At 67.7% G+C, this 19,793-nt stretch carries 20 protein-coding genes; 8 read left to right on the top strand and 12 right to left on the bottom strand.

From position 1 onward, the window contains the following. Nucleotides 1-1,490 (top strand): MFS transporter (locus RJ03_RS24915; protein ID WP_036506183.1); only part of this gene is annotated, 1,490 nt, incomplete at its 5' end. Nucleotides 1,491-1,496: 6 nt separating this feature from the next. Here the strand turns inward: RJ03_RS24915 and RJ03_RS24910 are convergent. Both RJ03_RS24910 and RJ03_RS24905 read right to left on the bottom strand, forming a co-directional pair. Then, the gene (locus RJ03_RS24910) at nucleotides 1,497-1,925 is read right to left on the bottom strand and encodes an SHOCT domain-containing protein (protein ID WP_036506181.1); all 429 of its coding nucleotides are present in this window, start codon (nucleotides 1,923-1,925) and stop codon (nucleotides 1,497-1,499) included. A gap of 155 nt (nucleotides 1,926-2,080) precedes the next feature. After that, entirely contained in the window at nucleotides 2,081-4,165 is a 2,085-nt protein-coding gene (locus RJ03_RS24905) for a prolyl oligopeptidase family serine peptidase (protein WP_036506179.1), read from the bottom strand. Nucleotides 4,166-4,296: 131 nt separating this feature from the next. Between RJ03_RS24905 and RJ03_RS24900 the strand changes: the two genes are divergently transcribed. Beyond that, complete coding sequence (locus RJ03_RS24900; RefSeq protein ID WP_036506177.1) at nucleotides 4,297-5,322, top strand: dipeptidase; 1,026 nt, start codon at nucleotides 4,297-4,299, stop codon at nucleotides 5,320-5,322. Nucleotides 5,323-5,400: 78 nt separating this feature from the next. Further along, nucleotides 5,401-6,804, top strand: a complete 1,404-nt coding sequence (gene lpdA / locus RJ03_RS24895; RefSeq protein ID WP_036506176.1) for a dihydrolipoyl dehydrogenase — start codon at nucleotides 5,401-5,403, stop codon at nucleotides 6,802-6,804. A 74-nt stretch (nucleotides 6,805-6,878) separates the two neighbouring features. Here the strand turns inward: lpdA and RJ03_RS24890 are convergent, their stop codons facing one another. After that, nucleotides 6,879-7,277 (bottom strand): winged helix-turn-helix transcriptional regulator, encoded by a 399-nt coding sequence (locus tag RJ03_RS24890; RefSeq protein ID WP_051025220.1) that lies wholly within the window; start codon nucleotides 7,275-7,277, stop codon nucleotides 6,879-6,881. 116 nt (nucleotides 7,278-7,393) lie between these two features. On the opposite strand from RJ03_RS24890, the gene RJ03_RS24885 reads away from it, so the two are divergent. Beyond that, nucleotides 7,394-8,248 (top strand): SDR family oxidoreductase, encoded by an 855-nt coding sequence (locus RJ03_RS24885; protein ID WP_036506174.1) that lies wholly within the window; start codon nucleotides 7,394-7,396, stop codon nucleotides 8,246-8,248. Nucleotides 8,249-8,315: 67 nt separating this feature from the next. Here the strand turns inward: RJ03_RS24885 and RJ03_RS24880 are convergent, their stop codons facing one another. Further along, nucleotides 8,316-8,732, bottom strand: a complete 417-nt coding sequence (locus RJ03_RS24880; protein ID WP_036506173.1) for a VOC family protein — start codon at nucleotides 8,730-8,732, stop codon at nucleotides 8,316-8,318. 160 nt (nucleotides 8,733-8,892) lie between these two features. Here RJ03_RS24880 and RJ03_RS24875 point away from each other — a divergent pair, with 160 nt between their 5' ends. Then, on the top strand, nucleotides 8,893-9,708 hold the full coding sequence (locus tag RJ03_RS24875; RefSeq protein ID WP_051025221.1) for a TetR/AcrR family transcriptional regulator: 816 nt from the start codon (nucleotides 8,893-8,895) through the stop codon (nucleotides 9,706-9,708). A gap of 19 nt (nucleotides 9,709-9,727) precedes the next feature. Here RJ03_RS24875 and RJ03_RS24870 read toward each other — a convergent pair whose 3' ends face one another. The 3 genes from RJ03_RS24870 to ramB form a co-directional block, all read right to left on the bottom strand. Beyond that, entirely contained in the window at nucleotides 9,728-10,267 is a 540-nt protein-coding gene (locus tag RJ03_RS24870; protein WP_036506172.1) for a carboxymuconolactone decarboxylase family protein, read from the bottom strand. Between the two features lie 87 nt (nucleotides 10,268-10,354). After that, complete coding sequence (locus RJ03_RS24865; protein ID WP_036506170.1) at nucleotides 10,355-11,056, bottom strand: alpha/beta fold hydrolase; 702 nt, start codon at nucleotides 11,054-11,056, stop codon at nucleotides 10,355-10,357. A gap of 135 nt (nucleotides 11,057-11,191) precedes the next feature. Then, complete coding sequence (ramB, locus tag RJ03_RS24860) at nucleotides 11,192-12,601, bottom strand: acetate metabolism transcriptional regulator RamB (RefSeq protein WP_036506169.1); 1,410 nt, start codon at nucleotides 12,599-12,601, stop codon at nucleotides 11,192-11,194. Nucleotides 12,602-12,694: 93 nt separating this feature from the next. Here ramB and RJ03_RS24855 point away from each other — a divergent pair, with 93 nt between their 5' ends. Then, complete coding sequence (locus tag RJ03_RS24855; protein WP_036506167.1) at nucleotides 12,695-14,263, top strand: ATP-dependent DNA ligase; 1,569 nt, start codon at nucleotides 12,695-12,697, stop codon at nucleotides 14,261-14,263. A 208-nt stretch (nucleotides 14,264-14,471) separates the two neighbouring features. Here the strand turns inward: RJ03_RS24855 and RJ03_RS24850 are convergent, their stop codons facing one another. The 3 genes from RJ03_RS24850 to RJ03_RS24840 form a co-directional block, all read right to left on the bottom strand. Then, the gene (locus RJ03_RS24850) at nucleotides 14,472-14,912 is read right to left on the bottom strand and encodes a DUF4254 domain-containing protein (RefSeq protein WP_036506165.1); all 441 of its coding nucleotides are present in this window, start codon (nucleotides 14,910-14,912) and stop codon (nucleotides 14,472-14,474) included. A 76-nt stretch (nucleotides 14,913-14,988) separates the two neighbouring features. Further along, nucleotides 14,989-16,284: an erythromycin esterase family protein gene (locus RJ03_RS24845; protein ID WP_036506164.1), complete on the bottom strand. Its 1,296-nt coding sequence runs from the start codon at nucleotides 16,282-16,284 to the stop codon at nucleotides 14,989-14,991. A 72-nt stretch (nucleotides 16,285-16,356) separates the two neighbouring features. Continuing rightward, a complete protein-coding gene (locus RJ03_RS24840) occupies nucleotides 16,357-17,013 on the bottom strand; it encodes a CatB-related O-acetyltransferase (RefSeq protein ID WP_036506162.1) in 657 nt (218 codons plus the stop codon). A gap of 124 nt (nucleotides 17,014-17,137) precedes the next feature. On the opposite strand from RJ03_RS24840, the gene RJ03_RS24835 reads away from it, so the two are divergent. Continuing rightward, the gene (locus tag RJ03_RS24835) at nucleotides 17,138-17,761 is read left to right on the top strand and encodes a TetR/AcrR family transcriptional regulator (protein ID WP_036506161.1); all 624 of its coding nucleotides are present in this window, start codon (nucleotides 17,138-17,140) and stop codon (nucleotides 17,759-17,761) included. 3 nt (nucleotides 17,762-17,764) lie between these two features. Here RJ03_RS24835 and RJ03_RS24830 read toward each other — a convergent pair whose 3' ends face one another. After that, the gene (locus RJ03_RS24830; RefSeq protein WP_036506159.1) at nucleotides 17,765-18,796 is read right to left on the bottom strand and encodes a glycoside hydrolase family 113 protein; all 1,032 of its coding nucleotides are present in this window, start codon (nucleotides 18,794-18,796) and stop codon (nucleotides 17,765-17,767) included. A gap of 104 nt (nucleotides 18,797-18,900) precedes the next feature. Here RJ03_RS24830 and RJ03_RS24825 point away from each other — a divergent pair, with 104 nt between their 5' ends. Continuing rightward, nucleotides 18,901-19,524 (top strand): TetR/AcrR family transcriptional regulator, encoded by a 624-nt coding sequence (locus RJ03_RS24825; RefSeq protein WP_218001002.1) that lies wholly within the window; start codon nucleotides 18,901-18,903, stop codon nucleotides 19,522-19,524. 30 nt (nucleotides 19,525-19,554) lie between these two features. On the opposite strand, the gene RJ03_RS24820 is transcribed toward RJ03_RS24825, so the two are convergent. Next, nucleotides 19,555-19,793 (bottom strand): hypothetical protein (locus tag RJ03_RS24820; protein ID WP_036506155.1); only part of this gene is annotated, 239 nt, incomplete at its 5' end.

Raw genomic sequence — 19,793 nt, 5'->3', positions numbered from 1 at the left:
AAACCGCCATCACGCTGTACACGCTGGTGATGGCATCGCTGATGGTCACCGGCGGCAAGGTCGGGACGATTCTCGGGCGGCGGCGGGCATTCGGCGTGGGACTGGTCGTCTACGGTGCGGGCTCACTGGTCACCGGGTTGGCGCCGAATCTGGGGGTGTTGCTGCTGGGCTGGTCGCTGCTGGAGGGCATCGGGGCGGCGCTGATCATGCCGGCGATCGTGTCACTGGTGGCGGCGAACTTCGGCCGCGAACGCCGCGCCGCCGCATACGGTCTCGTCGCCGCGGCCGGTGCGATGGCCGTGGCGGTGGGCCCGCTCCTGGGCGGGGCGGTGACGACCTTCGCGTCCTGGCGGTACGTGTTCTTCGGCGAGGTCGTGGTCGTGGTGGCGATCCTGCTGGTGCTGCGCCGGGTGGCGGACGTGCCGGCGCAGCGGCTGCATCTGGACCTCCTGGGTTCGGTGCTGTCCGTCGTCGGGCTGGGGGCCGTCGTCTTCGGCGTGCTGCGGTCCAGCGAATGGGGTTGGATCCGCCCGCGTCCCGGCGGTACCGCGATCGCGGGTCTGTCGCCGGTGATCTGGTTGATCCTGGCGGGTCTGCTGGTGCTGTACGCCTTCCTGCGGTGGCAGCACCGGCTGGTGCGATCCGGCGGGGAGCCGCTGGTCGACCCCCGGTTGTTCGCCAATCGCCGGCTCGGTGGCGGATTGGCGATGTTCTTCGCGCAGTTCGCGATTCAGGCCGGGGTGTTCTTCTCGGTCCCGCTGTTCCTGTCGGTGGTGCTCGAATTGAGTGCGCTCGAAACCGGTGTGCGCATCCTTCCGCTGTCGATCGCGCTCGTCGCCGCCGCGGCCGGAATTCCGAAATTCTTGCCGCATGCGAATCCGCGGCGGGTGGTGCGCCTGGGACTGGGTTCGATGATCATCGGGATTCTGTTGCTCGCCGGCGGCATGGACCCGGGGGCCGATGCCGGTGTGGTGGCCGTGCCCATGCTGTTCATGGGACTCGGCTTGGGTGCGCTGGCCTCGCAGCTCGGGGCGATCACCGTATCGGCGGTGCCGGATTCGCAGAGTGCGGAGGTCGGCGGCCTGCAGAACACCGCGACCAATCTCGGCGCCTCGCTCGGCACCGCGCTGATCGGTTCCATTCTCATCGCCACGCTGACGTCCTCGGTGATCAGCGACCTCGAGCACAATCCCGCGGTGCCGCCCTCGGTCTCGCAACGGGCCACCACCGAACTGGCCGACGGCGTGCCGTTCATGTCCGATACCCAGTTGCGACAGTCGCTCGACGCGGCCGGGGTCGACACGCCGACCGCCGACGCGGTGGTCGCGGTCAACTCCGACGCTCGCCTGCTGGCGTTGCAGGTGGCCTTCGCGGTGACGGCGCTGCTGGCCGTCACCGCCTTGTTCTTCACCGGCCGGCTACCGCGGCGGGCCGTCGGCTCCGATCCGGACGCCGGCACAGTGGCCGACGAACGGACCGGAGCCGGGTAGCCGCCGCTACCGTGCCGCCATATTGCCGCGGTCGGCGGTGCCGGGGGTGGCGCCGTTGTGACCGAGTGCGCGGGCCTTCAGCTGGTCGAATTCGGCGGCATCGATCGTGCCGGCGTCGAAGAGGGCCTTGGCGTCGGCGATCTGTTCCGCCGGTGACTTGCCCGCCACCTGCCGGATGTAGTCGTCGGCCGCCTGCTTGGCCTCCGCATGAGCCTGCTGGGAGCGCACGGCCATACCCTTTCCCCGGACGATCAGATAGACCAGTGCGGTGATGTACGGGAATATCACCAGTCCGATCACCCAGGCGGCCTTGGCGATGCCCGACACCGTGTGATCGCGGAACAGATCGGCCAAGATCTGGAACAGGATGATCAGGTAGGCCACGAAGGCGAACACCAGAATCGTGTACCAGACGTAGTCCCAGAACGTATCCATGATGTGTGCTCCTCTCGGGAGAACCCGCTACCGAACCGCGGTGGTCGGCGAGGGTGTTCTCGAACCGAGAATGGCAGTGAGCCGAATCACACTCCAGAGACCGAAGACCCTGATCGATGGGGGTCTTTGGTCATCTGTGCCGCGAAATCCCGACGTCAGGCGGTGGTGCGCCGCTCGATCAGCATCTGGGTGAAGAACTCGTAGATCAGCGCGGATTGGAAGGCCATCTGCTTGTTGTCGGCCGCGCCGCCGTGACCGCCCTCGATGTTCTCGTGGTACCAGACGGTCCGCCCCTTAGATTCCAGCAGCGCCGCCATCTTCCGGGCGTGGCCGGGGTGGACCCGGTCGTCGCGGGTGGAGGTGGTGAGCAGGATCGGCGGGTAGGGGCGCGCCGGGTCGGCCGCCATCGCCCGCTGATAGGGCGAATACCTGCTGATGTACTCCCACTCCTCGGGTTTGTCCGGGTCGCCGTATTCGGCGATCCAGGACGCGCCCGCCAGCAGCAGGTGGTAGCGCTTCATATCCAGCAGCGGTACCTGGCAGACGATGGCGCCGAACAGTTCCGGATAGCGGGTCAGCATCACACCCATCAGCAGGCCACCGTTGCTGCCGCCGACCGCGCCGAGTTGTCCCGCGGTCGTGATGTCCCGCGCGACCAGGTCTTTCGCGACCGAGGAGAAATCCTCGTAGACCTTGTAGCGGTTGGCCTTCTGCACCTGGGTGTGCCATTCGGGCCCGTACTCACCGCCGCCGCGAATGTTGGCCATCACCCAGGTGCCGCCACGTTCGAGCCACCCCATGCCGGAGGCGCCGCTGTAACCGGGGGTGCGGGAGACCTCGAAGCCGCCGTACCCCGACACGACGGTCGGGCCGGGCGTGCCCCGGTGGTCGCGGTGGCGAATCACGAAGTACGGCACCATGGTTCCGTCGTCGGAGCGCGCGAAGAACTGCTCGGTGTCGATGCCCTCGGCGTCGAAATATGCCGGTTCCCGCTTGAGGGCCACCGCCGGACTGCCCACCGAACCGGCCAGCAGTGTTGCGGGGGTGGTGAAACCGCTTGTGGTGAGCATGAATTCGTCACCGCTCTCCAGCGGATCCAGGTTCATGACGTTGGTGGTCGCCATCGGCGGGGTGTCGGCGAGCGGTTCGCGAGTCCAGCCCGAACCCGGAGTCGTCGCCGAGGCGGGCGTCAGCACGTACAGCTTGGTCTGCACGTCCTCCAGCGTGATCAGCAGCAGGTGGTTCTCGGTCCAGCCGTAGCCGTGCAGTGAGGTGTGCGCGTCGGGTTCGAAGACGACCTCGAAATCGCGCGCACCGGCGAAGAATTCGCCGATATCGATGGCCAGCAGTGCGCCCGCGGGATAGCTGCGGCCCGCTACCTCCCACGGCGATTTCAACTGCACCAGCAGCCAATCCTTGTACCAGGATTCGGACGCGTCGGTGGGTACGTCGATATGGCGCAGCGTGCCGTCGCGGTCCAGCAGATAGACCGATTCGTTGAAGAAGTCGGTGGCGCGGGCGACGTAGTGGCGTTCGTATCCTGGCGTGCGGTCGTAGCCCGCCGAGACCATCACATCGCCCGGCTCGCCCTCGAAGACGGTGTCCGCCTCCGCCAGCGGGGTGCCGCGGCGCCAGCGCTTGGCCAGACGCGGATATCCGGAGTCGGTGAGTGTGCCGGGGCCGAAATCGGTTCCGACGTACACGGTGTCGGCATCGATCCAGCGCACCTGCGATTTGGCCTCGGGCAGGTGGAAGCCGCCCGCCGCCGCCGGGCGGAATTGCCGTGTGGTCAGATCGAATTCGCGCACCACCTTGGCGTCCGCTCCGCCGCGCGACAGGCTGATCAGGGCCAGTTCCTGGTCCGGGCGCAAGACCGCCGCCCCGCCCCAGACCCAGTTCTCGTCCTCGGCGACGGCCAGCGCGTCCAGGTCGATGAGCACATCCCAGGCCGGATCGTCGCCGCGGTATTCGTCGAAGGTGGTCCGGCGCCACAGCCCGCGGGGGTGTTCGGCGTCGCGCCAGAAGTTGTAGAGCCAGCGTCCGCGCCGGGTCGGGTACGGGATGCGGGTGTCGGTGTCGAGCATGGCGAGGATGCGATGGTCGAGGGCGTCGAACCGATCGGAGGTGGCGAAGCGTTCCATCACCACCTCGTTGTGGGCTCGTGCCCAGGACAGGGCACGTTCGCCGGTGACATCCTCGAGCCACAGGTACGGATCGGTTGTTTGCTCGGCGCCGCTCATGGGTCACATTCTGGCCTACCGGGCGGTCCGCCGAGGGGTGAGAGGTGCATCGCGCCGTGTCTCGTCGCCCGCGCGGCCGGCGACTCCGTACAGTTGCTGGACGCCCCGGGAAGGCCGGAAGGAGGACCGCGGTGGCATATCCGCTCTGGGAGCAGCACTGTTGCCTGCCGATCCTTCCGTCCGCCGATATCACCGAACTGACGCGCTACCCGGCCGGGTCGTATCTGTCGGTGAATGTGGGGTATTCACTGCATTCGATCGAGGAGGCGCTGGCCATGCTGCGTCTGCTGCGCCGGAATGCGCTGGCGGACGGGCATTTCCGGCTCGTCGAGTCCGTGGGCGATATCGAGGTGACATCCGGTTCCGAAGACCGCATCGCGCTGGCCTTCGATCTCGAGGATTCGCGTCCGCTGGACGGCGATCCGGACAACATCGCGCTGTTCCACTCGCTCGGCGTGCGTTCGCTGCTGCCGACCTACAACCATGCCAACGCGGCCGGCGGCGGATGCCTGGATCCGGACGATCGCGGACTGACGACATACGGGCGCACGATCATCCGTACGCTGGGCGAGGTCGGGATGTTCGCGGACGGTTCGCACTGTTCGCGGCGCACGGGCCTGGATATCGCGGAGGTCGCGGGCGGGCCGATGATCTACAGCCACTCCAATTTCGCCGCGCTGTGGCCACATCCGCGCAATATCGGCGACGACCAGGCGCGTGCGTGCGCGGCGACCGGTGGGGTGATCGGAATCAACGGGGTCGGAATCTTTCTGGGCCGCAACCGCGTCGAGGGACGGGCCGCGCGCATCGAGGCGATGGCGGACCACATCGCCTACGGCGCCGAACTCGTGGGTGTCGAGCACATCGGGATCGGTTCGGACTTCTCGTTCGACGGGGACCAGTTCAACGCGGAGATCGCGGCCGCGCCGGAGAATTTCTCGGAGGATTACACGCGGTGGGGGCCACTGCAGTGGGTGCCACCGGAGGATCTACTGGGCCTGCCACCGCACCTGGGGACGGATGTGCACAACCCGGACGCCCGGCCCCGCGTCGCCGGACTGGACGAGGTCCTGGCCCGCCGGGGTTTCACCGATGCCGAACGCGCGGCGATCTTCCACGGCAATTTCGCCCGTGCCGCACGCGAGGTCTGGGCATAGACGCACGCTGTGGCCGCCCTCTCACCCCTGCGGGGGATGGATGAGTGAGCTTTCGGCAACAGCGCTAGGCTCGTTGCCGTGACTTCCCACTACGATGTCGTCGTTCTCGGCGCTGGTCCCGGCGGTTACGTCGCCGCGATCCGCGCCGCTCAACTCGGCCTGCGAACAGCGATCGTCGAGCAGAAATACTGGGGTGGCGTGTGCCTGAACGTCGGGTGCATTCCGTCCAAGGCACTGCTGCGCAACGCGGAGCTGGCCCATATCTTCACCAAGGAAGCGAAGACCTTCGGTATCTCCGGACAGGCGAGCTTCGACTTCGGTGCCGCCTTCGATCGAAGTCGTAAGGTCGCGGACGGCCGGGTCAAGGGCGTCCACTTCCTGATGAAGAAGAACAAGATCGACGAGTTCGACGGGAAGGGCACCTTCACCGACGCGAACACGCTCTCCGTCGAGCTGAGCAGCGGCGGCACCGAAACCGTCACCTTCGACAACGTCATCATCGCCACCGGCACCGAGACCAAGCTGCTGCCGGGCACCTCGCTGTCGCAGAACGTGGTCACCTACGAGGAGCAGATCCTGACCCGGGATCTGCCGGGGTCGATCCTGATCGTCGGCGCGGGCGCGATCGGCATGGAGTTCGGGTACGTCCTCAAGAACTACGGCGTGGACGTGCGGATCGTCGAGTTCCTCGACCGCGCGCTGCCGAACGAGGACGCCGACGTCTCCAAGGAGATCACCAAGGCGTACAAGAAACTCGGCATCACCATCACCACCGGTGCCTCGGTGCAATCCATCGAGGACAACGGTTCCAAGGTCACCGTGTCGATCAAGGACAACAAGTCCGGTTCGGTCGAGACGGTCACCGTCGACAAGGTGTTGCAGGCCGTCGGTTTCGCGCCGCGGGTCAAGGGCTACGGCCTGGAGAACACGGGCGTGCAGCTGACCGACCGTGGCGCCATCGCGATCGACGACTACATGCGCACCAACGTGCCGCACATCTACGCCATCGGCGACGTGACCGCGAAACTGCAGCTGGCCCACGTGGCCGAGGCGCAGGGTGTGGTCGCGGCCGAGACGATCGGCGGTGCGGAGACGCTGCCGTTGGGTGACTACCGGATGATGCCGCGCGCGACGTTCTGCCAGCCGCAGGTCGCCAGCTTCGGCCTCACCGAACAGCAGGCTCGCGACGAGGGGTACGACGTGAAGGTCGCGACCTTCCCGTTCACCGCGAACGGCAAGGCGCACGGCCTGGGCGACCCGACCGGTTTCGTGAAGCTGGTCGCCGACGCGAAGTACGGCGAGCTGCTCGGCGGCCATCTCATCGGTCCCGATGTGTCGGAGTTGCTGCCCGAGTTGACCCTGGCCCAGAAGTGGGACCTGACAGTCAACGAATTGGCACGCAACGTGCACACTCACCCGACGTTGAGCGAGGCGCTGCAGGAAGCGTTCCACGGTCTCGCGGGACACATGATCAACTTCTGATCCTCGCGTTCACGGCCCGGTACCAGCGAATTCGGCTGGTACCGGGCCGTTTTCGTGGGGATAGGGTGAACCGATCAGTCGCGGTGGTAGGTGTCCTGCGCCGCCGAGATGGTGTCGATGTTGTCCTCGAGGATCGCGATCAGTCCGTACAGCTGATCGGCAACCTGCGCGCCCAGGCCGGTGAGGGTGTATTCGACGCGTGGCGGGATGGTCTGCTGCACTTCGCGGTGGATCATGCCGTCGCGTTCCAGGGCCTGCAGGGTTTGCGACAGCATGCGCTCGCTGATGCCGTCGACGCGGCGGCGTAGCGCGCTGAAACGGTAGGGACCTTCGCGCAGCGCGACCAGGGCGAGTGCGCCCCAGCGGCTTGCGACATTCTGCAGCACCGGCCGGGAGCGGCAGTTGCGTGCGAAGACGTCGGCTTCCAGGGTCGGATCGGCGTCGTCCGCCGATCGCAGTTGCCGGCTCGTCATGGCCTCGATGCTACCCATCGCTGTAGTAGTGACGTTCTCATCTGCGGTGCGGGAATTTTAGGTACTAACTAATAGTTAGTGCAGATGTTCCGTACATCAGATCTGGAGGTTGGGTTATGACCGTCGCCGTCACCGGGGCAAGTGGGCAGTTGGGCCGTCTCGTCGTCGAGGCGCTGTTGAACAGGAATGCGGGGCCCGTCGTCGCGGTTGTCCGGGACCCGGCCAAGGTCGCCGATCTGGCAGAGCGCGATGTGCGGGTGCGGCAGGCCGCTTATGACGATCCGGAAGCCCTCGATCGCGCGCTCGCGGGTGTGGATCGGGTATTGCTGGTGTCGGGCAACGAATTCGGTGTGCGGGTCGACCAGCACGCCAATGTCTTGCGCGCCGCCGAGCGGGCCGGCGTGGAACTGCTGGCCTACACCAGCATTCCGCGCGCCGAGGAGAATCCGATGATTCTCGCGCAGGAGCATCGTGGCACCGAGGAGGTGATCGCGAAATCTGCTGTGCCGCACGTATTCCTGCGCAACAGCTGGTACTGGGAGAACTATCTGAACGGTCTGGACGCGACGCTCGAGTCGGGCGTGCTGTACGGCGCGGCCGGCGACGGACTGGTCGCGGCGGCCGCGCGGGCCGACTATGCGGAGGCCGCCGCGGTGGTGCTGACCACCGACGGCCATGCGGGACGGATCTACGAACTCGGTGGCGACGAGCACCTCTCGCTCGCCGATGTGGCGCAGGTGATCTCGACTGTTTCCGGAAAGCCGGTGCGGTATCAGGATCTGCCGCAGGACGAATACCTGGCGGGATTGGAAAAGGCCGGGATACCTGGCGATTTCGCGCGGGTGCTGGCCGATTCCGATACCGGACTGCGTGCGGGGTGGCTGGATGTGACCAGCGGCGATCTGCGGAAATTGATCGGCCGGCCGTCGACTTCGGCGGCCGAGGTATTGAGGCGCGCTCTCGCTGAGTGAGCGGGTGCTCCGGTGGCCCCGAACGGTGCCCGGCGTCGGGTCGAGACGTCGGGCACCGGGCGCGGAATCAGGATTCGGTGCTGTTCGCGTCGTAGGCGCTCGGGTCACCCACCCACTGGACCAGTTGGATCACGATGCCGTTCGGGTCGATCGCCTGGAAGTAGCGCTCGCCCCACGGCTCGGTCTCGATCGGGGTCACGATCTCGACCCCTTCGGCCCGAACGCGCTCGTATTCGGCGTCGATGTCGTCGACGGTGAACACGACCAGCAAGCCCTGTCCGGCCGTGCCCGCGATCCGGGCCGGCTTGAAGGTCTGCAGCCCGGTGCGCAGGAAGATCACGTTGAACCCGGCGTCGGGGCGCGCCAGCGACACGAATCCGTCGGCCGACATCTCCACGGTGAACCCGAAGTGGTTGCTGAGGAACGTCGCCGACGCCTCCGGGTCGGGAACGTTGAGCGAGACGGCGGATGCGGTGATGTTCACGGTCCTCCTCGGGGTGGGCGCACGGCGGCGAGCCGTGCGATCCAGAAACTCTCTACTATGTATACAGTACAGCGTAGAGAATTATTCCGGCGCGGGGCGACTCGATACGATGCGCACGACGCCGGACCGCGACGGCACGGCAACGACACCGGGAGATCGGGTGCGAGAGAATTCGGGCGAGGAGCGGCCGCGCCGGGCGCGCGCCACCGGTGAGCGATCCGGCGCCGGCGATCCCGCTCGCACGCTGGAGTTGCTCTGGCGGCAGCCGGGCCGCGCGCCGACGCGCGGCCCCAAACAGCGCAGCAGTGTCGACGAGGTGGTGGCGGCGGCGGTGGAGATCGCCGATTCCGAGGGTTCGGCGGCGCTGACCATGCGAGCGGTCGCCGCGAAACTCGGGCTGACTCCGATGGCCACCTACACCTATGTGCCCGGTAAGGCGGAGCTGCTCGACCTCATGCTCGATTGGGTCTACGCCCGGATGCCGCGTACGGAACTGACCGGAAAGCCCTGGCGGGAACGCGTTGCCGCCGTCGCGCAGGACAATCGCACGATGCTCGCCCGCCACCGCTGGGTCGCCTACGTGCCGACCACCCGGCCACCGCTGGGCCCCGGGCTCGCCGCGAAATACGACCACGAACTGAGCGCCTTCGACGGGCTCGGGCTGAGCGATGTCGAGATGGATGCGGCGCTGACCTACCTCCTCGGCTTCGTCACCGCGGTGTCTCGCATCGCCATCGACACCGACCGAGCGTCCGCCGACAGCGGACTGTCGGACCGCGAATGGTGGGAACGCACCGCCCCGGTGCTGGAACAGGTCTTCGATCCGCAGCGTTATCCGCTTGCCGCGCGGGTCGGCTCGGCCGCCGGACAGGCGCACGACAGCGCCTACAGCGCCGACCACGCCTGGGATTTCGGCCTGGCGCGCGTTCTGGACGGCCTGGCCGTCCTCGTCGAACGGTCCGGGACTTCCGAATGAGCCGCCGGATCCGTCCGGCTCAGTGGTCGGTCTGGATGCGCAGGGCGGTGATGGTGCTGGCGAGACCTTCGTATTGATTTGCCAGCAGCACGATTTCGATGAGGCGCTTCTCGTCGTAGTGCTGCGCCAGGGCGGACCAGGTGGCGTCGTCGACGTCGCGGGTGGTGACCAGCTGGTCGACCGCGGTGAGCAGCGCGCGTTCCTTGTCCGGCCAGCCTTCGGCGTCGGGGCCGGTGCGCAGGCGCGCCAGGATGTCCTTGGTGACTCCGGCGCGTTTGCCGAGACGGATGTGGTGGTCGGTCTCGTATTCGCAGTTCCGTAGATGCGCGACGCGCAGGATGACCAGTTCGGTCTCGTAGCGCGAGAGCTTTCCGCCGGGCATCAACCGGCCGGAGAAATGGAGCCAGCCCCGGAACAGGCCGCCGGTGCGGCCGAGCGTGCTGAACAGGTGGGCGTCGTCGGTGCCCGCCGCGCGGGAAAGCACCTGCCAGACAACCCAATTCACCGGACCCAGTTCGCGCAGGCGACCGGGTGCGATCCGTGGCTCCGTCGACACCATGCCCCACGCTAACAAAAAGCGCGCACCGGCGGGCGCGGCTCACCACCGGCCCGGGCCGGCAGATTCCGCCTGCCGGCCCGGGTCGGATCAGCGCTGAGCGGCCAGGAGGATCAGATCGGCCACGGCCCCGGGATCGGACACGGAAACCGCGTGCGATGCCCGGACTTCGACGGTGTGCGCGGCGGCCCGTTCGGACATGAACCGCTGGGACTCCACGGGGATGTTCTTGTCCTCGGTGGTGACCAGCGAATAGGAGGGAACGGCGCGCCATGCCGCTGCCGAAGCCGGTTGCTCCAGTGCGGCGAGCGCGACCGGGCGCTGGGTGATCGCCATGGCGGCGGCGATGTCGGCAGGCACGTCGGCGGCGAATTGGGCGGGGAATTCGTCCTGGCGGATGTGGAGTTCGGTGCCCGCCGCCCCGGGAAGCGAGTGGGCGACGGTGGTGGGCGCGAGCGTGGAACCGGGGAACTTGCCGGTCAGTTCGAGCGCGTTCTCGCCCTCCGCGGGGATGAAGGCCGCGATGTAGACCAGGGCCGTGACCGCGGGCCGGTCGTGCGCGGCGACGGTGATGACACTGCCGCCGTAGGAATGACCCGCGAGGACGATCGAGCCCTCGATGGTGTCGAGGACCGAGGCCACGTAGGCGGCATCGGTGTCGAGGCCGCGCAAGGGGTTGGCGGCGGCCACCACCGAGTAGCCCTCGGCGCGCAGGCGTGCGATGACGCCGTTCCAACCGGATGAATCGGCGAAGGCGCCGTGGACGAGGACGATGGTCGGTTTCGTGGTCATGGACGTACTCCTCGGGAGGATCGGATCGCGGCTTCTCGAGTGTCGAGCACGCGCCGTCCAGCCGCCCCTCGCTGTGGGCCGGGTTTCCACTGAATCGGGACATCGTTCGCGCGGAACACGCCGGAGTCCGTGGGCTCAGCGCAGGACGTACGGCGAGATCGAGCTGCGGTGTTCGCTGATGTCCAGGGATTTACCCAGCGGCGGGAACGCGCGCTGCGGACAGTTGGCGCGTTCGCAGACCCGGCAGCCGGCGCCGATCGGCGTGGCCTGGGGTTCGTTGAGGTCCAGGCCGTCGGCGTAGACCACGCGTCCGGCATGCCGCAATTCGCAGCCGAGGCCGATGGCGAAGGTTTTGCTGGGTTGTCCGTAGCGGGTGGCGCGCCGCTCCACCGTGCGCGCGATCCACAGGTACTTGCGGCCGTCGGGCATCTGGGCGATCTGCGTCATGATCCGGCCGGGATAGGCGAAGGTCTCGTACACATTCCACAGCGGACAGGTTCCGCCCGCGGAGGAGAAGTGGAAACCGGTGGCGGACTGGCGTTTCGACATATTTCCCGCCCGGTCCACGCGCACGAAGGAGAACGGCACCCCGCGCAGTTTGGGCCGCTGCAGGGTGGAGAGACGATGGCAGATCGTTTCGTAGCTCTGCGCGAAGAACGCCGACAGCCGTTCGATGTCGTAGCGGAAATCCTCGGCGACCTCGTGGAAATGCGAATAGGGCAGCACCGTGGCGGCGGCGAAGTAGTTGGCGAGGCCGAGTTTCGCGAGCGTGCGGGTGTCCTCGGAGGCGAAATTGCCTTCTTCGACCAGTTTGTCGATCAGATCACCGCATTCCAGGTACGCCAGTTCCGTGGCGAGCTTGAAGACGCGCTGACCGCCCGACAGATGCGGGGCGATCTCGAGCTTGCGGGCCTCGGGGTCGTAGCGGTGCAGCACACCGTCACCCAGGTCGATCCGCTCGACGATCTGCACGCCGTAACCGGTGGTGAGCCGGCGGGTGAGCTCACGTCGCAGATCACCACCGTGCAGGCGCATACGGGTCGCCAATTCCTCTGCGGCGGTGTCCAATTCGTGAATGTAATTCTGGCGCTGATAGAAGAAGTCGCGCACCTCCTCGTGCGGGCGGGAGATGGCGCCCGACCCGCTGCCGTCGGAGAAGCGGTCCTCGGTGGCCGCGGCCAGCTGTGCGGTGGTGTTGCGGTAGCGGCGGTGCATGTTCACCAGCGCCCGGGCCAGGCTGGGATGGGCCGACACCATCTCGGCGATCTCCTGCGCGTCGGCCTCGATCCCGAGTTCGGTGTCCATCACCACCTCCTGCAACTCGGCGATCAGGCGAGTGTCGTCCTGGGAGGCGAAAAAACTGGTGTCTACGCCGAACACCTCACTGATCCGCAGCAGGACCGGTACGGTGAGCGGACGCACGTCGTGTTCGATCTGGTTGAGGTAGCTCGCCGAGATCTCCAGCTTCTTGGCGAGCGAGATCTGGCTCAGCCCTCGTTCGGTGCGCAGCTGTCGCAATCGCGCCCCGACGTAAGTCTTGGCCATATGCCCAGACTATGGACCTTTCGCAAAGCTGCCAATGGAGAATTAGCAGTGGACTCGAGCTATATGTCACACCGAGCGGCTACCGTCGAGTCCGTGCTGCTTTCGGATGTGGTCGCGGCGTCGGATTCGGTGCGGGCATCCGCGTCGCGCAAGGTCAAGATCGCGGGTCTGGCCGAATTGCTGAGCCGGGCCGAATCGGGCGAATTGATGCCGGTCGTCGCGTGGATTTCCGGTGAGCTACCGCAGGGCAGGCTGGGCGCGGGCTGGCGGACGGTCGCCGGGATCGAGGTGGAACCGGCACCCGAATCGACGCTCACCGTGGCCGCGGTCGATCAGGCGCTGACGGAATTGGCGGCGGTGGCCGGCTCCGGATCGGTCGCGCGGCGGCGGGAACTGCTCACCGCCCTGCTCGCCCGGGCGACGGATGCCGAACGGGCCTTCCTGATTCGCCTGCTGACCGGCGAGCTGCGCCAGGGCGCGCTCACCGCGATCGTCGCCGAGGCGGTGGCCGAGGCGGCCGACGTGCCGGCCGAACTGGTGCGCCGGGCCTACATGCTCTCCGGGCGCCTGCCGGTGACCGCCGCCGCGGCCATCTCCGGCGGCGCGGCGGCACTGTCGGAATTCCGGCTGGAGGTCGGCCGACCGATCCAGCCGATGCTGGCCTCGCCGGGGGCCACCCTCGACGACGTGCTCGGTGAATTCGCGGGCGATGTGAGTGTGGAGCACAAACTCGACGGTGCGCGGATCCAGGTGCACCGCAAGGGTTCTCGGGTCTGGGTGTTCACCCGGACGCTGCGTGACATCACCTCCGGCGTGCCGGAACTGGTGCAGCTGGTCTCCGAACTGCCCTGTGACAGTGTGGTTCTCGACGGCGAGACGTTGGCGCTCACCGATTCCGGCCGGCCGCGCCCGTTCCAGGAGACGATGAGCCGGTTCGCCGCCGACCCGGCCTCGGAGGAGCCGCGGCTGACGGTGAAGTCGAGCAGGGAACTGCTGCTGCATCCGTACTTCTTCGACTGTCTGCACCTGGACGGCCGGGATCTACTCGATGCCCCGCTGCGCGAGCGCAGGGTGGCGTTGGCGAAAGTGGCGGGCGCGCAGATGATTCCGGCACTGATCGATCCGGAGCCCGAGGCCGTCGCGGAATATTTCGACGGTGCGCTGGCCGCCGGGCACGAGGGCATCATGATCAAATCACTGTCCGCGCCGTATGCGGCCGGCCGCCGCGGACGGGCGTGGCAGAAGATCAAACCGGCACACACCCTGGACCTGGTGGTGCTCGGCGCCGAGTGGGGATACGGTCGCCGCACCGGATATCTGTCGAATCTGCACCTGGGCGCGCGCGATCCGCACGGGGGCGATCCGATCATGGTCGGCAAGACCTTCAAGGGGCTCACCGACGCCCTGCTGCAGTGGCAGACCGCGGAATTCCCGCGTCACGAACGCGCCCGCGACGGCCATACCGTCTATCTGTGGCCGGAGCTGGTCGTCGAGATCGCCCTGGACGGGGTGCAGACCAGTTCGCGTTATCCCGGCGGCGTGGCACTGCGGTTCGCACGGGTGGTGCGCTATCGGCCGGACAAGGAACCCGCGCAGGCCGACACCATCGATGCCGTGCGCGCGCTGATGCCCGCCGGACCGCCGGCCGCGGCGACCGCCTGAGGTACTACCCGGACGGCGCCGACCTGCGGAAACGGCCGCATCGCGCACCTGCCAGCGGGTTCCCAGGAACATCCGGGGGAATCTCGAGGATGTCGGCGCAGGATCGGTGTGTCGGGTCGCCCCGATGCGGATCGACTGCCCTGATCCGCTCATCCCCAGCCATCGGCGGCGTCGGTTCCCTCGCCCGCGCCGCCGTTCGGCCGGTGGTTCACTCCTCGTCGCGATGACCGCTGAGATCGGGCAACCGGCACAGGCCCGCGGTCACCTCACCGGCCAGATGGTCGTAGGCCACCGCCAATTCCGACAGCCGCCGCCAGGCATCGTGGATCACCCGGTCGGGTTCGTGCGTCAACGTCAGATAGGCCAGTGCGGAGAACTGGGCGAGCCGGTCGATCACCGTGCCGACCGTTTCGGTGTGCATCCGCGCGCCGCCGTGCGCCCGAGGTAATTCGGTGGCGACCCAGCGATCGATATCGGAAACCAGTTGTGCCCGATCGCGATCGATGTCCAGGGTCGGCCCGGGCGCGGCGGACAGTCTCTGCTCGTGCAATTCGCTGAGGCGGCACGCGCATTTCAGCACGGGATGACCGTCATAGGTCAGACCCCGGCAGGCCTCCAGCAGAAGGTGTTTGGGTGGGAGCGATTCCACGACCGTAATACTCCACGCCCAATGTTTCTGATTGGCATCGCTGCGCGCGGCGGAGGCGGCCGAATGCCGATGGGTCTCAGCGCGTTCCGCTGTCCAGGTCGGCCACGGTGGAGATCCGGGTGTCGAGCATGGCGTCGAAGGCATCGAGGACCGGGACGTGAAGGTAGGCGCTCTGCAGCCGGGTGCGGTCCGGACGCGCGTCCGAACCGCTGATCTCGCCGCGTGCGCGGCGCAGGTCGGCAAGCCCGGGTCCGACGCCGGCCTCGGCGAAGGCGGCTTCGATGCTGCCGGGCTCACCCGGCTGCACAGGTGTTGCGGCGACGGTGAAGCCGAATGGCGCACTCTCGTCGGGGAGCATCTCCGCCGTTCGTCCCGCGGTACTGGTCAAGCCCAGGGCGAAGTAGTCGTCGCCGAGGGCGCGGTGCAGATAGTGCCCCATCGGAAATCCGGCCGGATGCTGCCCGTCGAACGAGACCGGCTCCTTCTGGATATGGGCGTTGTGGGCGGCCAGGACGATGCGGGTCCCGGGTTCGCAGCGGCGCAGATGCCACAGGACCGAATCGGCCATATAGCTGTCGCGCGCGGAGGTGTCGGCGGTGAGCCCGGCGCCGGCGAAAAGGTCTGCCATGGCGCCGAATCCGTAGTCGGCGTGGCAGGCCGCTTCGAGACGGTGGCGCGCGATGTCGTAGCCGCGCCGATCGCTGCGGGAGACGTACAGCGATTCGACGGCTCGGAAGCGGATCAGCAGGCGAGCCAGGTTCGCGCTGAGGGTGTCCCGATCGGAAGCCGGGAGCCGGGACCATGCCGGTGCGGCCGAGGCCGCGGACGCGCCGGCGAAGGATTCGGCGATCCGCATCGCCGTCTCCACCGCCGGCAGGGTCTGCGGATCGACCTCACGCAGGTAGTCGGCGACCGGGCTCAGCGCGGGAAGCAGGGAACCGCCGGCGGCCGGGATGTCGATGCCCGCGAAGCGCACCGGCGTGGCGGCGGTGCGGTTGTGCCGTCGGATCCAGCGCAACGGTGCGCCGACTCCGACCGGGATCGTCCCGGCCAGCCGGGCCGCCAACTCGTCGTCGGTCCCCGCGCCCTGCGCCCAGTCGTCGAGGAGTAGGCCTTCACTGAAGCCGAATTCGAAGGCCAGGACCGTGAAGCCGCAGCGTTCGACCAGGAAACGCAACACGCGCCGGCGCATCTGCTGGAACTCGGTGATGAAGTGGGAGTTCTCGCCGATCGCGACCACTCGGGCCGCCCCGATGATCGCGCGTAGCGGTTCCAGGTCGTCGAGCGGGCCGTCGGGGTCGAGGTGTGTCACCGGCACGATGTGGTCGCGAAGCCAGTCGACAAGCGGGATGGGCGTGGGTGATTCGGACATGGCACTCGATTCCGGGGGTGATGCCGACCGGCGAGGCAGGCATCCGGGCGGGAAAGACAACCGCGTGGTGGGCTATACCGTCGGCGCGGGCGCCGCTTTCTCCAGGTCGTCGACGGTGCCGGACATGATCGTGCGGACGTGCTCGTCGATGTGCGCGAGCGGCCAGTCCCACCAGGCGAGGGCCAGCAGACGGTCGATCTCCGCCGCGCTGTAGCGGTGACGTATGAGCCGGGCCGGATTGCCGCCGACGATGCCGTAGTCCGGGACGTCGGAGGTCACCACGGAACCGGCGCCGACGATGGCGCCGTGGCCGATGCGCACTCCGGGCAGCACCGTTACGCCGTAGCCGATCCAGACGTCGTTGCCGACCACCGTGTCGCCGCGGTTGGGCAGCTCCATGAGCAGATCGACGTGCCGGGACCATGCGCCACCCATGGTGGGGAACGGGAAGGTCGAGGGCCCGTCCATGCGATGGTTGGCGCCGTTCATGATGAACCGCACGCCGGTGGCGAGGGCGCAGAACTTGCCGATGATCAGCTTCTCCGGACCGTAGTGGTACAGGACGTTGCGGGTCTCGAAGGTGGTGGGGTCGTCCGGATCGTCGTAGTAGGAGTATTCGCCGACCTCGATCAGCGGCGAGGTGACGAGGGGTTTCAGCAGGACGACCCGCGGCTGTCCCGGCATCGGATGCAGCGTGGTGGGGTCCGTGACGGGGAGTTGACCGGGCATACGAAAACCCTTCTGTCCGTGGCTGATCGGAAAGTGTGAAAATTCGCCTATCGCATTAATGCGACGAATGTTGCTTTAGGATGATGGCATACTCCCTCCCCGCCGAGCAACCGGATGAACGACGATGAACTCTGCAGCGAACGAGCCCGCGGCCGCCCGGCAGCCCACGTCACGACCGGGCGGGCGCACCGCTCGCATCCGCGAACACGTGCTGGCCGCGGTACAAGCCGAATTGACCGAGCACGGATACGACGCGCTGACCGTGGATGCGGTGGCGGCGCGCGCGGGCGTGCACCGCACCACGGTGTATCGGCGCTGGCGCGATGTCGGCGGCCTGATCGCCGACGTCTTCGCCGCCGCGAGCGATCTTGACTGGCAGCCGCGCGACACCGGCTCGCTGACCGGCGATCTCACCGAACTCAACCGGGAGATCCAGGATTCACTCACCGAGGAGTCGTCGATCGCCTCGGCGTTGATCGCGGTGTCCTTCCGCTCCGAGGACGCGGCGCGGGCGCTGCGGCAGCTGTGGGAGGACCGCTATGCGCAATGCGAGATCGTCGTGGAGCGGGCGATCCGTCGCGGCGAGATCCCATCCGAAACCGATACGCGCGCAGTGCTTGTCGCGGCAACCGCGCCGCTGTACCACCAGTTGGTGTTGTTGCGGACTCCGGCCGATCCGGAGGGGCCGCGACGGGCGGCCACCGCGGCGGTGCTGGCGGCGCGGGCGGGTGCGTTCGCCGCGGGGTAGGGCTTACGCGGCGCTGCCGTAGAACTCCGCGACGGCGGTGAAGGCGGCTTTCGGTTCCCAGGTCATATCCGGATAGGTGGTGCCGTAGCGGTTTTCGAGAACTTTCACGATGCCCAGCCCGGCGAGGTCGAGATCGTCGCGTGGGTCGCCGTCGGGGCGATGGGGATGGCTGTGGAGTGCGAACAGGAAGACGAAGGCGGAATCCACACCCTCGCTGTCGAAGATCTCGAGCAGTTCGCGCAGGTACGCGGCCTGTCCGGCCTCGTCTCGGACGTAGTCGCCGTCAAGCCGGAGCGGTGCTCCGGTGACGGGGTCGTAGTGGACGATCTCCATACTGCGCGGCGCGACGTCGGCCGAGCCGCGCCAGGTGGCGGTGCCGAATCCGGTGATCGCCAACGGTTTTCCCGGAGCGACCAGAGCGCGCACCCCCTCGCGGAACCGGTCGGCGACCTCGGCCGAGCGAATCAACTCGACCGAGACGACATCGAAAGGCTCCCAGTCGATCTGCTCGAACGGTATCGCGCAGTAGGTGAGTCTGCCGTGGAAATGTCGCCGGACCGCCGTCACCGCATCGCGCAGGAACTCGTCGAGGCGGGCGCTCACCTCGGCGATCCGGCCGGCGCGCTCGGCGGGCTCGGAGAACAGGTGGCCGACGCGATCCATCGCGGTGTCGCCCGGGAGGAAGCCCGGGTTCATCAGTGTCAGTTCGACGCCGGTGACGAAGACGACCTCCGCCCCGGTGCGCCGCAGGCGCTCGGCGCGCTGCGCGCATTCGGTGAACAGCGCGAGGATTTCGCCGTGGCTCAGTTCCAGAGGGTAGGGCGAGAGCCACACCTCGAGACCCAGCTCCGCGGCGCAGCGGGCGGCCAGTTCCAAGCGGTCCGGGTCGCCGCCGATGATCTGGACGGCTGTGCAGTGCAGATCATCGCGGATGATGGCCAGCTCACGACGCACCACTGCGGGGTCGAGTGCCGGGTGGGAGGTGGTGCCGTTGCGGACGAAGCCGGTGTCGTAGGTCATTCCTTTGCCACGCATGTGGATGAGCCCTTCTGTCTGGCGTGAGTCGCTACGCCACAAGCTGAGCATAAAAATTGCGTGCACGCAATTTTGCGTGAACGCACTTATGGCATCATGGATCCGTGACGACGACAGCGATGGGCTTGCGGGAGCGCAAGAAGCAGGCCACCCGGGTAGCGCTGCGGGAGGCGGCGATGCGGCTGGCGCTGGAACGCGGGCCGGACAACGTGCGGGTGGAGGACATCGCCGAGGCTGCCGGTGTGTCGCCGCGGACGTACAACAACTATTTCTCCAGCCGCGAAGAGGCGATCGTCGCCGCCGTCGCCGCGGACCGGGAGGCGCGGGTCGCCGCGGCGATCGCCGAGCAGCCCGCGGGCGCACGGCTGGCCTCGGCTGTCACCGAGGCGATCGTGGCGCAGTACACCGATCCGGGCGACCGGCATCGAGACGCCCTGCTGCTGATCACCACCCACCCGGCGCTGCGGGCGGCTTTCCTCGACACCACGACGGCGATCACGCCCGCACTCGAGGATGTGATCGCCGCGCGGCTGAGCGAAACCTCAGGACTCACCGCGCGAGTACTCGCCGCCGCCGTCGCGGCCGCGGTTCGCGTCGCGCTCGAACAATGGCTGCACCCCGCCGAGGGTATCGCCGGCTTCGTCGTGCCCGCGGGATCGCTGCCCGAGCAGCTCCGGGCCGCGTTGGCTCCACTCGACCCGGCATTCGACGCGGCCGAGGGCAGGTGACCGCGCACCCGTGGGTGCGCGGTCACGCGCTCAGCCCAGGTCTGCCGCGGCGGATTCGTTGCCGGACAGGCTGATTCCGAGATTTGCCGCGGTGCGGTCGACGACGTCGTCGTCGCCCTGCTGCAATTCGATCGCCGAGCCGTCGGCAGACAGCACTTCGACGTTGAGGCACAGTGACTGCAGTTCCTTGAGCAGAACCTTGAACGATTCCGGGATGCCCGGTTCGGGGATGTTCTCGCCCTTGACGATCGCCTCGTAGACCTTCACAC

The organism is Nocardia aobensis NBRC 100429 (assembly GCF_000308375.1).
In the GTDB taxonomy this organism is placed as follows: domain Bacteria; phylum Actinomycetota; class Actinomycetes; order Mycobacteriales; family Mycobacteriaceae; genus Nocardia; species Nocardia aobensis.
The sequence above is the reverse complement of the archived record's forward strand: the minus strand, read 5'-3'. Positions and strand labels throughout refer to the sequence as shown.